Here is a 14,144-nt window from a genome sequence, read left to right as displayed (position 1 = left end):
CCCCCGACACAGGGGCGCGGCCCCCCTTCCCTATTGCAAGACGGAGGCTGCCATGGCCGATACCATTCTTTTCAACGGCAAGATCATGACGATGGACCCGGACCACCCCGAGGCGAGCGCCGTCGCCATGCAAGACGGGCTTATCCTGGAGGTCGGGTCGGACGCGGACATCCTGCGCCTAAAATCCGCCGACACCGATGTCATCGACCTGGGCGGTCAGCGCGTGATCCCCGGCCTGATTGACAGCCACACGCATATCATCCGCCAAGGCAACAACTTCGCCATGGAACTGCGTTGGGACCACGTGCCCTCGCTCGCCGATGGATTGCGGATGCTCAAGGCGCAGGCCGAGCGGACGCCCGCGGGTCAGTGGATCCGCGTTGTGGGCGGCTGGTCTGCGGACCAGTTTGCCGAGAAGCGCCTGCCCACCATTGATGAGATCAACGCCGTCGCACCCGAGGTGCCCGTGTACGTGCTGCACCTCTATGACCGCGCGTGGCTGAACAAGGCCGCTCTGCGCGCGCTTGGCATCGACAAGCACTACTATGAGCCGTTTGTTTCGGGCCGGTTGGAGCGTGACGATCAGGGCAACCCCACAGGGCTGGCCATGGCGCGCCCCAACGCGCAGCCGCTCTATGCGCTGCTCGATATGGCGCCCAAGCTGGACTTTGAGCAGCAGGTCACCTCGACCAAGCACTACTTCCGCGCGCTCAACGGCCTTGGCCTGACCTCGGCGCTGGATTGTGCGGGCGGGTTCCTGAACTACCCGGACGATTACGGCGTCCTGACCGAGTTGAACAAACGCGGCGAGCAAAGCGTGCGCATCGGCTATCAGCTGTTCGCGCAACGCCCCACGCTTGAGTTGGACGACTTCAAACGCTGGAACGACATCGTGAAACCGGATGAGGGTGATGACTACCTCAAATGCGTCGGCGCAGGTGAAATGCTTGTGGCCTCGGCCTATGATTTTGAGGACTTCAGCTACCCCCGCCCCGACCTGCCCAAACGGATGGAGGGCGATCTGCGCCCTGTACTGGAGTACCTATTCGAGAACCGCTGGCCGATCCGTTTCCATTGCACCTATGAGGAAAGCGCGCACCGTTTGCTGAAGGTCGTCGAAGAGGTCGGCCGCGACAAGGGCCTGGAGGAGTTGAACTGGATCTTTGACCACGGCGAGACCGTGTCTGAGGCCACGATGGAATGGGTCGCGCGTCTGGGCGGTGGCATCAGCTATCAAAACCGGATCGCATTCCAGACCACCGCCTACCGCGACCGCTACGGCGAGGCGGCGCTGAACGACGTCATGCCCGTCAAAAAAGATGATGGCCTCTGGCGTGCCGCTGGCGGCGGGCACTGATGCGACGCGCGTGTCGTCCTATAACCCTTGGCTCGCGATCCACTGGGCCGTGTCCGGCAAGGGGCGCGGGGGCGATGTCATCTGGCAGGCCGCCAACCGTCTGAGCCGCGAAGAGGCCTTGCGTCACTGGACGTCAGCGGGCGCGTGGTTCAGCCGCGAACAGGGCAAGAAAGGTCAGATCAAAGCGGGGCAATTCGCAGACCTCGCCGTGCTCGACCGCGACTACTTTGCGGTGCCAGAGGATGAGATCATCAACCTTGAGGCGGATCTGACCTTCACAGGCGGCAAGGTTGTGCACGCCAAAGGGCCCTTCGCAAGCCATGCCCCGGCAGACTTGCCCGGCCTGCCCGATTGGTCGCCTGTCCCGATGTTTGGCGCGCCAGGTGCACCAAAGCCGAGCCTCGTGTCATAGGCGGCTGAATAGCCTAACGCGGAAAGGCGGTTGCGAACGCCGTTATCGCCTTTCCGTTTCAACACCAAACCGCCCGCGATCAAGCGCTATTTACCGTTCGGGCAAGGAGTTTTCGATGAGACACACACGCCTCAAACTCGCTGACAACACGCGCAAGACCGCGATAGATCTGTTGCAAAGAACGCTGGCCGACGCCATTGATCTGCGCCTTGCCGTGAAACAGGCGCATTGGACCATCAGGGATCCACGCTTTCAGCAGCTCCATGAGTTCTTTGATAGCCTTGTGGAACCGCTCGATGAAGAAATCGACACCATGGCCGAGCGTATCGCAACGCTTGGCGGGGTGCCTGATGGCCGTGCGATTGCCGTTGGCCAATCAAGCCGTCTGGACCCCTATGGAACGGACGTGGTGTCCGGTGACGACCATCTGGAGGCGCTCGCTGATCGCTTCGCCACCTTGGGCAACCATGTGCGCGAGAGTATCGACCTCGCGGATGAGGCCGGTGACGCGGACACGGCAGATATCTTCACCTCCGCATCCCGGTATCTGGATAAAACGGTGTGGTTCCTTGAGGCACATCTGTCCAACGACGCCAGCGGGCTCAAAGCGGCGTCGTGACACCGAACTGTTCATGCACCCTAGTCATCTGACAGCCAAATCAACCTTAAGGAAATTACATGTCTGATATTGAGATTACCCGCACAGATACCGATAGCAAAGCCCGCTACGGCGCCACGATTGCTGGTGTGGAGGGTGAAGGTGAGCTGACGATTTCAAAGGTGTCGGACAGTCTGATCATCGCGGATCATACGGGCGTGCCGGACAGTATGCGCGGCATGGGCGTTGCAGGTGCATTGGTGGACCGATTGCTCGCTGATGCGCGCGCCGCCGGCCAACGGATCGTGCCGCTGTGTCCGTTCGTGCGCGCCTATGCGCAAAAGCACCGGGAGGAGGTCGCAGATGTCATCCAGTGGTAGCACAGTAGAGGCACCTTCTCCGGGGGCGTTTTCGTCCTTCGGCCACATGGCGTTTGCGCTTTTGTGGACGGCGACTCTGATCTCGAATGTCGGCACCTGGATGCACGATGTGGGCGCTGGCTGGCTCATGACAACGCTCAACTCCAGCCCTTCTGTTGTCACGCTGGTGCAGGCGGCTACGACACTGCCGGTCTTTCTGTTTGCACTTTTTGCAGGCGCTCTAGCCGACCGGCTGGACAAGCGGCGCATGCTGATCACGATCAATATTTTGCTGACGATTGTTATCTCAACACTCACGGTTCTCGTGTGGCTTGAGATGATGACCCCGCTGCTGCTGATCCTGTTCACGCTGGCCATCGGAACGGGCGCTGCATTCATGGCCCCGGCTTGGCAGGCCATCGTGCCGCAGTTGGTCCCACGGGAAAAACTGAAGCCCGCGATCGCGCTCAACTCGATGGGCATCAATATCAGCCGTGCCATCGGCCCCGCACTGGCAGGCATCCTGATTGCGAGCGTCGGCCTTGCCGCACCCTTTGCGCTGAACGCAGTCAGTCATCTCGTCATCATCGTGGCGCTCTTGCTGTGGAAGCCGGAACCTACAACGGGGACAAAATATCATGGACCGATCCTCGGGGACATGGCCACTGGTCTGCGCCATGTCCGAAACAATGAAGCTCTGAAAGCGACCGCTATCCGTGCGGGAGCGTTCTTCATCTTTGCGTCTGCCTACTGGTCGCTTTTGCCTCTGATCGCGCGACAGGCCGAAGGTGGCGGATCACAGCTTTACGGCACCCTTGTGGCCCTGATCGGCGGTGGTGCTGTGACCGGTGCGCTGCTCTTGCCGCGCCTTCAAAAGCGGTTGGACTCTGATATGGCCGTGCGGGCGGGCACGCTTGGAACTATCGCAGCCCTTTTGATTATGGCGCTTTCCGCAACGCCTGTCGCGTTGATGGCAGCCGCGTTTCTTGGTGGGTTCTCATGGATCACGGTCCTGACCTCCTTCAACGTGTCTGCGCAGATGGCGCTGCCCAACTGGGTGCGCGCAAGGGGTCTCGCGGTGTTTCTGATGGTGTTCTTTGGCTCAATGGCCGCGGGTTCGATCATTTGGGGCCAAGTCGCGACTGCGACATCTATCCCTGTCGCCTTAATGATTGCAGCGGCCGGTTTGGCACTCGGTATTCTGGTCACGCGTGGCTTCAAAGTGGGGCAAGCAGAGAACGCTGATCTAACACCATCAGCTCTTTGGCCCTCCGCCCCTGTCCTGAGTGACGGCCAGTACCCAGATCAACGCGCCATGGTGATGGTGGAGTACCAGGTCAATGCCGACCGCAAAGCCGATTTCCTCGCAGCCCTTCACGCGTTCTCAAAAGAGCGGCTGCGCGACGGGGCGACGCAGTGGTTTGTTCATGAAAGTGTCGAAACGCCCGGGCTATGGATCGAGAGCTTCCTGCTGCCCAGTTGGTCGGAACATCTTGAACAGCACCAGCGTGTCACGCGTGACGATGCAGATGTGCAGGATCGTCTCCGCGCCTTTGATACGCGCGAAACTGGGCCCGTTGTCCGGCACTACATATCGCCTTGACGAGGCGTTTTAGGGGTCCAGCGATCCACATCTAAAAGTTGAACCAAAAATAACCGCAACCAATGCCAAAGGAGGAATTCGAAGATGATAAACTTCACGCTGAACGGCCGCTCGGTCGAGGTGGATAATCCAGAGGACGAGTTGTTGTTGCTTGTCATTCGTGATGAGCTCGGCCTGAAAGGGACCAAATATGGGTGCGGGGCCGCGATGTGCGGAGCCTGTACCGTGCATGTGGACGGAGAGCCCGAATTTTCATGTCAGTTGTCTGTCGGGGATGTGGCAGGATACGAGGTCACTACCATCGAAGGCTTGTCCGAGGATGCCAGCCACCCGCTGCAAAAGGCATGGATTGACCAACAGGTACCGCAATGCGGCTACTGCCAGTCCGGTCAGATCATGCGCGCAGCAGCCCTTTTGTCTGAGAACCCCGATCCTTCCCGCGCCGAGATCGCCGAATACATGGCGCCGAACCTGTGCCGCTGCGGCACTTATAACCGCATCTTCAAGGCGGTCGAACAAGCCGCTCAGGAGGTGTGAGATGACCACGACATCAAATCTATCGCGCCGTAGTGTCCTCAAAGGAGGTGCCGGTCTTTTCTTCGCGGTCGGCGCGGGCGGGGTGTCGGCTGTCAGCGCGCTGGCTCAGGCAAATACCGGGCTGGCCGTGAACCCATGGCTGAGCATTGCCTCCGACGGTGTCATCAAAATCGTGTTCCCCTCCACCGAGATGGGGCAAAGCAGCTATAGCACTTTGCCACAGATCCTTGCCGAAGAGCTTGACGCAAACTGGGACGATGTGGTGATCGAGCAATTGAATGCGGATGATCGCACCTTTGGAAACCCGTTGTTCGGCGGCGTGCTTTACACAGCGGGCAGTACCGGTGTTCAGAGCTACTACGATCCGATGCGCCGGGCAGGTGCACAGGCGCGTGACGTCCTGTTGCAAATCGCAGCACGCGAATTGGGCGTGCCCAAGGAGAGCCTGCACACAGAGCCAAGCGCTGTTGTCGCCGAGGATGGAACGCAACTCAGCTATGGTAATCTCGCTGCCGCCGGGACGACAGGCGTGGATATTCCAAGCGCGGATAGCCTTGCCCTCAAGGACCCTCAGGATTTCCGCATCATCGGCCAGGACATCCCGCGCCGCGATGTGCCTGCCAAAAGCACCGGCAATGCCCAATACGCGATAGATGTGGAACTGGACAACATGGCCCATGCGACCGTGCTGCGCGCCCCTGTCGAAGGCGAAACACCTCTCACACTGGATGATACGGACGCCCGCGCAGTCAATGGTGTGTTCGATATTGTGACCTTGCCGGACGGCGTCGCCGTTGTCGCCGAAAGCCTGTGGGCCGCATTGGGGGCACGCAGTCTTTTGCAGGTGGAGTGGTCGACAACATCGCCAGCCCGCGGCTTCAATAGTGAAGCAACCCTTGAAGCCTATGCAGCCGCCGCACAGGATGCCCAGTCAGAGCCTGCGATCTGGGCAGAGCGTGGCGATGCACCTTCTGCGATTGCAAATGCGGAACGGCAGATCAGTCACCTCTATTTGTCGGATTATGCCTATCATGCTCAGATCGAACCAATGGCGGCTGTTGCCTCAGTCGATGCCGATGGGCTGGGGGCTGAGGTTTGGGCTGGCACGCAAACCCAATCCTGGACCACGCAAACGGTGATGCAAACGCTTGGAACCACCCAAGACCGTGTCAGACTGAACATGATGACAATGGGCGGCAGCTTTGGCAGACGGACGGCCTTTGTTCAGGAATACGTGCGCGATGCGCTGCTTTGTTCCAAGGCCGTTGGTCGCCCGGTCAAAGTGACCTGGACACGCGAAGATGACGTCAAGAATGGCACGTTCCGGCCCGCCGCAGCACAGCATCTTGAAGCGGGCCTCACGGCTGACGGGCGTCTCAGCGGGTGGCATCACAAGGTCGCCACGCCGAGCGTTATCGGGTTTTTCAACCCCGGTCGCTGGGAGGCGGTCAAGCCGAACGATGTGATCTCGATGCGGGGCGCGGAAAGCAAGTTCTACACCATTCCCGATTTTCGCGCGGATCACATCATTACCGAACGCGACGCCCGACTGGCACCTTACCGCGGCATCGGCGCGGCCTACACAAGCTTTGCCGCCGAGGCGTTCATGGACGAGCTGTCTGAGGCGGCTGGCCGCGATCCGCTGGATTTCCGGTTGGATCTTGTTGCCGAAAACCCGCGCGGGCGGCACCTTTTGGAGAAGGTGGCCGAGATGTCAGATTGGCGGAACCGTGGCACCCGCGCGCTCGGGTTGTCCTTTGCGGGCTACAGTTCATCAATGGCCGCTGGCGTGGCAGAGATAGAGGTCGATGAGTCGTCGGGCGACATCAGGGTGAAGCACGTCTGGGCAGCAGTCGATGCCGGGCGCATCGTCTCGCCCGACAATGCACACAACCAGATCGAGGGTGGCATTATCTTTGGCCTCTCTATGGCCCTCACTGAAAAGATCGACATCGAAAATGGCGAAGTGGTCCAGAACAACTTCTGGGACTACGAGATCACACGCGCGGACCGCGTGCCTCCCATTGATATCTACATGGCAGAGGTCGATGCACCGCCCGTTGGCGTGGGCGAGGTCGGTACGCCAATGGTCTCGGCAGCAATTGCGAATGCGTTCTATGCCGCGAAGGGGCGCAGGCTCAGGCATATGCCGTTTACCCGGGAAAGGGTTAACGCTGCGATACAAACCTGATGCAATCCGCAGGCCTGCTTCCTGAATAACATGAGCAGGTGTCAACGATCGGTGGGTCATTGCGATGAACAGCCGAAATCACCGTGCCACACCCTACAGAAAGGCAGATACCATGACCCAACTGAAAATCTCACGCCGCTCGGCATTGGCCGGTTCATTGAGTGCTTTGCTCTTCGGTGTGCCCAAAGCTGCGCGCGCAGAGGTCTTGGGTCGCCTTCGTGCGGGCGGTCATGTAATCTACTTTCGCCATGCCGCAACCACATGGTCCGGTGTTGACCGGGTTGAGTGGCCTCGCGCACGCCAACGCCTCTTGTCGGAAGAAGGCATCCGGCAATCCGAAATCATCGGTGCGGCGTTTCGAGACCTCCAAATTCCGGTTGGCGAGGTGCTGGCGTCTCCCTTCGCGCGGTGCCGCGACATGGCTGAAATAGCCTTTGGCCGCGTCGAAGAACGCATGGCGTTGATTGGCCTCCTCTCGGATGAAGCGGGTCGCGATGAAAGAGCAGCCTTTCTGCGCAGCCTGCTCGCAGATCGCCCAACGGATGGCACGAACCGCGTGGTGGTTGCGCACCGGTCAAACATCGAAAGGGTTGCTGGGGCCCGTCTGGCAGAAGGCGAGGCTGTCATCCTAAATCCAGATGGACAAGGCGCGTTCGATGTTGGGCAAACCCTCATGCCCGATGAGTGGGGTGCGCTTGCGGTGTAGGTCCGCCATTATGTCCGTAGATGTTTACTAATCGAATTAGACGCTAAAGAACTCACAATAAAAAAAGGAGCGCCCCTCATGAGTTGGAATCCCACCCAAAAACCTGATTGTCCCAATTCAAGCCTCGATTCGCTTGAAACCCTGATTATTCCACGTGCCCGTGATCTTGGAGGCTTTGAAGTACGGCGGGCCCTGCCAAGCCCGAAACGCCAAATGGTCGGACCGTTCATTTTCTTTGACCAAATGGGACCGGCGGAATTCATCACGGATGGCGGGATCGACGTACGCCCGCACCCTCATATTGGCTTGGGCACCGTCACATATCTTTACGAAGGTGAATTTGAACACCGAGATAGCGTTGGGACCCATCAGATGATCTATCCGGGCGAGGTAAACTGGATGACTGCCGGTCGGGGTGTTACCCATTCCGAGCGCACGAGCCCAGAAACCCGCGCGTCACGCCATAAGTTGTTCGGGATCCAAACATGGATCGCTCTGCCTGAAAAAGACGAAGATATGGCACCAGATTTCGAGCATCACAAAAAGGAAGCCTTGCCCGAAATCAATGATACTGGCCTTCACGCCAAGCTCATTCTTGGAACAGCCTACGGCGAAACCAGCCCTGTCACCATGCAGTTGGAAACATTCTATCTCGACGTCGTCCTTCAGCCCGGTGCGCATTTCCCATTGCCAGACAATCATGAAGATCGAGGCCTGTACATTACTCAAGGGTCGGTTGAAATCGCAGGCGAGGTTTTTGAGGCCGGGCGGATGATGGTGTTTCGCCCCGGGGATCGCATCAGCGTCCGGGCCGGCGAACAAGGCGCGCGCCTGATGGCGCTTGGTGGTGAAACCATGAATGAAAGCCGATTCATCTGGTGGAACTTCGTCTCATCATCACGTGACCGCATTGAAGAAGCAAAAGAAGCCTGGAAAACGGCTGACTGGGAAAATGGCCCGTTTCGGCTACCGCCTGGCGATGACGCTGAATTCATTCCAATCTCCAAAAAACTAGAGGAAACGATGCCTAAAGCGGAGTGATGAACTGTACCTGATGTCGAGCAACTCTGCCGTTGTTGCTACATCCCGCAACCGAAATCGGACACCATTGAGTCTGAAGATCCTGCCATCGGACCGTATGTCGGCCTCAGTCCATGGCGTACTGCCAGTAGGGTCTCTCTCCTAAAATAGAAGGCTGAGAACATGCAGGTTATTAATAACAGCCGCTCTTGACGCACATTAGTGTCGGTGGGCACGCCGATCATACATTCAGCTGCTACAGGCTCCTCCCAACAAGGGCGTCGAAAGATTAAAGCACAAGGACAACTGGCAGCAATCTCCTTATTCTTGTAAAATCGAAAGCAGGTATTGATGGATTTGTTTTGAACTGCAGCTTCAAAACACGATCAGTGAACTTCCCTCCAGAGATTCGCGCGCCACGAACGAACGGCGGCTATCCTTGCCGCCTCGCAGCGCATTCTATCGAGCGACTGCAGCGATTTTTGTGCTGCGCGCGCTCGCAGCGAGAAATCCAAATTCACAGGATGGGCTCACTCCAGTCATTCGCCGCACAGATCACCGATGGCTGCTGTCAGACACAAACCCTCTTGCAAGAGCCACCATGCCCAAAAACGGTCGATTTCGCCGGTCGCATAAACCTATGAGTTTTGGCCGGTAAGCGCACCATAGCAGCCCTTCCCACCGTCACACATCGACTTACACAACGCGGGACGAAGAGTGAATTCGCTGCGACCGCGCGAACGACCGCTTTACTCATTCGGACATTGCGCTGCCCTTTGCCTGAGCCACGACGCCCAGATGGCGAAACCCAAGCCCAAACCGGATGCCACTAGCATCAATGTAAGCAGCGTTTGCGCGCCATTGGTTTCGGTCACGGCAGTCCCTGTCGCCGCAGTCAAAGTGGCACCTCCAGCAACGATCAACGCGCCACTCAGACCAGCCGCACTGCCCGCAAGGTCAGGTCGCACTGACATCGCGCCAGCATTGCTGCCGGGCATTGTGATGCCATTTCCAAGGCCCACGAAAATCGTGCTCGCAAAGAAGATTTGTGGCGATGTGATGCCATAAGCCAAGACGATCAGACCTCCAACAAGCCCGATACAGGCTATGATCCGGCCCGCAATCATCATGGTTGTCGGCTCAAAGCCTTTGCCAAAACGCCCGGCGATGAAGCCGCCCAACATGAACCCGACCGTTATTGTTCCGATGTAGAAACCCAGCTCCGCTGTTGTAATGTCAAAGACTGATTGAGCGACAAGAGGTGCGCCTGTCAGAAAAATGTAGAACGCCCCAACAGAGAAAGTGCCGCACAGCGCGTAAGCCCAGAATAGCGGTTCGCGCATAAGCGTCGTGGTGCCCGGCACCGGCATGCCGGTGTCACTGTTGCTACGCGTTTTGGTCTCTCCAAGGTCCAGCCAGCACAAAGCAAACAGACCAAAACCAGAGACGGCATAGAACGCAAAGATGGATCGCCATCCCAGAAATGTATCCAGCACACCTCCTAACATCGGTCCAACCAGCGGGGCGATTGCCATGGTCATTCCGATGTAACCGATCAAGCTCACAGCCTCGCGTTCTGATCTCGTGTCCCGGACGATTGCGAGAGACAGGGCGTATCCGCCGATTATCCCGCCTTGAAGTATCCGGGAAAACAAAAACACCTCAACGCTTTGAGCAAGAGCGCAGCCCACTGACGCAAATGCGAAGACCAGCAACGCTCCCAAAAGGACTGGCCGTCTGCCAATTCGGTCGGACAGTGGGCCAATGATCAGTTGGATGATGGCAGTGATCGCAAGATAACCAGAGACCGCCCAGCTCACCGTCCCATAGTCGGTTTCGAGATCGACGGCGATGTTCGCCAGTGAAGGCAAAAACATATTGAGAGACATGGGCGAGAACCCAGTCAGGAGGATCAGTGTGATCAAATGCGGTGGTGTTTTTGGGCGATACATTTTGAAGTTCTCAGCTCTAGAAACAAAAAAGCCCCCGAAGATTTCGGGGGCGCATGGAAACGGATATGGAAAACCCTTATCGGACCATGCGCCTCTTGCTCACTACGACGACGAATTTAACGGTCATGGTTTTCTCCTCTGATTAGGAGCGTAGTCAGACAGTTCTCCCTTGGCAATCTGAATAGCTGCCGTTCGTGAAACATGCAGCATCGGTTTTTTTGGGCTCCTTGGAGACATTAGCTGCACCTTGATCCAACGGCTGCTATCGTATTGGGCGGCTCAAAAGGAAAAACTACGCTGCCGTAGAGGAATTATTATGGGGTGCTTAACACTCAGGATCAACGATCCGTTGCCCCATGCGACCGTCACCCGAAGGGCAGATCGCCACGGCCCAGGGCGCACATGATCCAAGGAAAGGAAGGCGGCTCAGAGAGACGGGTTCCTGACCATTGGGACAGTGCGCGTCGGGGCGGGGTGTTCTGGTGCAAGCCGGTCTGCCGGCTGTAACTAGGGCGCGGTGACACGCCCGAAGGGCGGGGCAGGGGCCATTGCCCAACGTCACACAAGAAATTCTCTGTTCCGTGTTGATGCCCGAACTTAATTCGAAAGGCACACGCGTAAGCGCGTCCGCGCAGGCATTGTCCCGATGGGTAAAAAGCCGCCGCCTGGGTGGGATGAGGCGGCGGAGGTGGCCTTTCGGCGGCCCGGGTCTGTCTGCCCGATGTCCGGTGCCGGGTGCGGGGGCGGCGTGTGCCGCCCCTTGGCTGGCCTAGCCAGCCAGCGGGACCAGGCGGTAGGTGCCCTCGGGATCATCCTTGCCGCGCAGGGCGTTCACGCGCACCTGCTGGCCGTTCACCATGACCGAGAGGGAGAGGTAGTCGTTCCCGGCCTTGCTGGTTTGCTCCCAGGCCGATCCGATGCGGATTTCGCGGTTGCGCGGGGTCTTGGTGGTGATCTCGAAGTCGGGGTGCTTGTCCTCTTTCTTGTAGGGGTTCTGGGTCAGGACGATGTCTACGTCGAAGGTCAGCGATGCGATCCAGCCGGTGAATGCGTCGTCGTCAGTGCGGGTGATTTGTCCGTCGATTGCCATTGGGTATCTCCTTTGTTTCGATGGGGATAAGCAGGAAGGGGACGGAGGAAGGATGCAGGCGGAAAAACGGAAGGTTCGCCCGCAGGGTGAAAGCCGTTTTTGTGCTTGCTGAAGCTCAACAGGATCTCGGGATCGCAGCCGCAGGCGCAGATCTTCGCAGACGAGCTGAAGGGACATTCTTAATCAGTTCCCTTCATCCCCATCAAAAGAGAAACGAAAGGGGTAGCCGGTGGTGATTGGCAAAATCACTCTGACGACAGATCGCATTTATCAAGGATCGCCTGAGCGCTTTGGCAGCGTAGACAGGCTGACACTCAACCCGCAAGAAAGAAGACGTGCGCGCCAGACGGATCATCGCCTTGAGCGCGCCGATCCCAGCATCCGTGCGCTTATCGGCAGGGCAGACCAGCAAGGGTGGGTGGGTGCCGGAAACTTAGGTCATAAACGGCCATGACGCTGCAAACACGCCTGTCCGCAGTGATCCCGGCGGGCTATTCGCGATCCCGTCATGCTGCGACGGCCGAGACATGGTGCAGGTCGCCTTCGGCAAGGAAGGACATGGCGGAACGACCACGCGGCGTTTGGCTCTACGGCGTGCCTCACAGGCTGAGGCTCGATGAGCTGAACACGCTCCAAGCGGCGCGGATTCACGTCAAAGCAGGCTTGGGTTGAAACGATCACGCCGCAAGGCGGTTCGGCGCGAACAGCGCCGGGTCCGTCGGTGGGGGGCCTTGCGCGCCCGTCGACGGATCAACCCACCCCATCAGCCGCTTAGGCCCGGTCAGCGAAGGGATAAGGATGGGCCAGCCCGTATCTGATACCGTCCTGCTCAAAAAACCCGTGAAAGCCCAGAAACCGCGCACGGTGCAGTTCCGTCCCGCCCACGGCGCGCCGCGCCCACCGGGGAAGGGTGTGGCCCGCATGGCCCCAGAGGTAGATGTTAAGGAGCAGTGTATTGATAATGGCTCGGTTCGTCCGGCGTGAGAACAGGTTTTTGCGCGGCTTCAGGCCATATCCGTTTTCAGGAAATCATTGCCCTTGTAGACCAGTCGAGCGTTGTAGGCGCGGGCGCAGGCGTAGGCAAAACAATCGCCAAAGTTCAAATCTGCTTCATGGCCCACCATTTTGCCATATGTACGGGCCGCCATCAGCGCCTTCGCGCCAACGGACGGTGTGATCGTGATATCCTTGGCCCCGATGCTGGCACAGAACGCATCCACGGTCTTCTCTGCGGTCTCGCACTGCTCGGATGTTGGTCGCGTCGCACCGGACCTTGACCGCGCAACAGCGGCGACGACCTCGAAGCGCACCAAGGGGGAGACGAACCTCTGTCCCTTGTGATCCTCGATCCGGCGCACGATTTCATCAGAGCCGGGTTCTTCATTGATGATTGCCACGATGGCAGATGCGTCGATGAACATCAGCCATCGCCCCACATCTCGTCCGTGTAGGTCTTCATGTCGAAGTCAGGATCAGGTGCGCCAATGGTGTCAGCCATCGCCCGCACCTCGTTGATCCGCTCCAACAGCGGCTTTTTCTGCGTCTCCGCCACAAGCTGGGCTTTCAGGGCGGCGCGGACTGCCTCGGTTTTATTGATGGCTCCGGTGGCTTTCATGACCTGTTTTGCCAGATCATCGACGGTTTCATCTCGAATATAGAGGGCCATTGTATATCTCCTGTTGTTCTATCGTATATTCCATATTGCATATACATACAAGGCATTTTCGTATATTCATTAAAAAAGGCCCCCTCGCGAAAGGGGGCCAAGTTGATCCTCACCACAAGGAGTTCAAATGAGTATGCGGGCCTTCAGGAGCGCTTGCGCGAGATAAAGCCCTCTGGCGTGAAGGCGTCCAGCTGCTCGCCGGTACGGCGTGACATGCTTTGCCCATCGCTTGAGATCATGATCTCCGCGTCCGGTGACGTGCGAATGATCGAGCCATCGCCTTCCAGATAGGTCGTCTCGGCATCCCGCTCGATCTTCACGGCCCCGTCGTGGTCGATCCTGATCCAATCGTCGTCCACCAGAACCTTGACGCTGTGGTCGTCGATCACGATCCCCGACCATCCCAGAACGTGATCGCGCCGGATGATCATCTTGTCGGGATGCAGCTTGATCTGCACGTCCGCCGCATCCTCATGCCCCTTGAGGACAATGAACGCCTCCTGATCTTCGGGCTTGCTGAGCAAGCGCGCGATCGCGTCTTTCGGTCGCCACAAGTAGGGTTCATCCCGGCGCTCTTTCTTCTTGTTCTTGTGGAACGCGATCATCAGTTCGGCGGTCTTCCACACGGCGCGGATCGGGCTGGGAACGGTCAT

The 14,144-nt window shown here is 58.4% G+C and carries 14 protein-coding genes; 9 read left to right on the top strand and 5 right to left on the bottom strand.

Annotated features, from left to right (window positions below; translation table 11 throughout):
* Positions 1 to 52: 52 nt before the first annotated feature.
* The 9 genes from RD1_RS19895 (at position 53) to RD1_RS19860 (ending at position 8,804) form a co-directional block, all read left to right on the top strand.
* The gene (locus tag RD1_RS19895) at positions 53 to 1,357 is read left to right on the top strand and encodes an amidohydrolase (RefSeq protein ID WP_011655448.1); all 1,305 of its coding nucleotides are present in this window, start codon (positions 53 to 55) and stop codon (positions 1,355 to 1,357) included.
* Complete coding sequence (locus tag RD1_RS21350; protein WP_081432945.1) at positions 1,320 to 1,769, top strand: amidohydrolase family protein; 450 nt, start codon at positions 1,320 to 1,322, stop codon at positions 1,767 to 1,769. Before RD1_RS19895 ends, RD1_RS21350 begins: the two co-directional genes overlap by 38 nt.
* Before the next feature lie 115 nt (positions 1,770 to 1,884).
* Positions 1,885 to 2,388 (top strand): DNA starvation/stationary phase protection protein Dps, encoded by a 504-nt coding sequence (gene dps / locus RD1_RS19890; RefSeq protein ID WP_011655446.1) that lies wholly within the window; start codon positions 1,885 to 1,887, stop codon positions 2,386 to 2,388.
* A 59-nt stretch (positions 2,389 to 2,447) separates the two neighbouring features.
* Positions 2,448 to 2,747 (top strand): GNAT family N-acetyltransferase, encoded by a 300-nt coding sequence (locus RD1_RS19885; protein WP_011655445.1) that lies wholly within the window; start codon positions 2,448 to 2,450, stop codon positions 2,745 to 2,747.
* Positions 2,731 to 4,329 carry an MFS transporter gene (locus RD1_RS19880; protein ID WP_011655444.1) on the top strand — a complete coding sequence of 533 codons (1,599 nt, stop codon included), beginning with the start codon at positions 2,731 to 2,733 and terminating at the stop codon, positions 4,327 to 4,329. Before RD1_RS19885 ends, RD1_RS19880 begins: the two co-directional genes overlap by 17 nt.
* An 84-nt stretch (positions 4,330 to 4,413) precedes the next feature.
* Positions 4,414 to 4,866 (top strand): (2Fe-2S)-binding protein, encoded by a 453-nt coding sequence (locus tag RD1_RS19875; protein ID WP_011655443.1) that lies wholly within the window; start codon positions 4,414 to 4,416, stop codon positions 4,864 to 4,866.
* A 1-nt stretch (position 4,867) separates the two neighbouring features.
* Complete coding sequence (locus RD1_RS19870) at positions 4,868 to 7,057, top strand: xanthine dehydrogenase family protein molybdopterin-binding subunit (RefSeq protein ID WP_011655442.1); 2,190 nt, start codon at positions 4,868 to 4,870, stop codon at positions 7,055 to 7,057.
* 112 nt (positions 7,058 to 7,169) lie between these two features.
* A complete protein-coding gene (locus RD1_RS19865; RefSeq protein ID WP_105880239.1) occupies positions 7,170 to 7,763 on the top strand; it encodes a histidine phosphatase family protein in 594 nt (197 codons plus the stop codon).
* A gap of 78 nt (positions 7,764 to 7,841) precedes the next feature.
* Positions 7,842 to 8,804: a pirin family protein gene (locus RD1_RS19860; protein ID WP_011655440.1), complete on the top strand. Its 963-nt coding sequence runs from the start codon at positions 7,842 to 7,844 to the stop codon at positions 8,802 to 8,804.
* Between the two features lie 728 nt (positions 8,805 to 9,532).
* Here RD1_RS19860 and RD1_RS19855 read toward each other — a convergent pair.
* From RD1_RS19855 to RD1_RS21220, 5 genes are all read right to left on the bottom strand, one after another.
* Entirely contained in the window at positions 9,533 to 10,735 is a 1,203-nt protein-coding gene (locus RD1_RS19855; protein ID WP_011655439.1) for a multidrug effflux MFS transporter, read from the bottom strand.
* 769 nt (positions 10,736 to 11,504) lie between these two features.
* Positions 11,505 to 11,825: a DUF736 domain-containing protein gene (locus RD1_RS21200; RefSeq protein ID WP_050759153.1), complete on the bottom strand. Its 321-nt coding sequence runs from the start codon at positions 11,823 to 11,825 to the stop codon at positions 11,505 to 11,507.
* 1,004 nt (positions 11,826 to 12,829) lie between these two features.
* Entirely contained in the window at positions 12,830 to 13,246 is a 417-nt protein-coding gene (locus RD1_RS19840) for a type II toxin-antitoxin system VapC family toxin (RefSeq protein WP_011655434.1), read from the bottom strand.
* Complete coding sequence (locus RD1_RS19835; protein ID WP_011655433.1) at positions 13,246 to 13,491, bottom strand: type II toxin-antitoxin system VapB family antitoxin; 246 nt, start codon at positions 13,489 to 13,491, stop codon at positions 13,246 to 13,248. Before RD1_RS19835 ends, RD1_RS19840 begins: the two co-directional genes overlap by 1 nt.
* A gap of 143 nt (positions 13,492 to 13,634) precedes the next feature.
* Complete coding sequence (locus RD1_RS21220; RefSeq protein ID WP_011655432.1) at positions 13,635 to 14,144, bottom strand: hypothetical protein; 510 nt, start codon at positions 14,142 to 14,144, stop codon at positions 13,635 to 13,637.

Origin of the sequence: Roseobacter denitrificans OCh 114 (genome assembly GCF_000014045.1) — a bacterium.
Classification (GTDB): domain Bacteria; phylum Pseudomonadota; class Alphaproteobacteria; order Rhodobacterales; family Rhodobacteraceae; genus Roseobacter; species Roseobacter denitrificans.
This window is presented reverse-complemented; position numbering and strand designations above follow the sequence as displayed.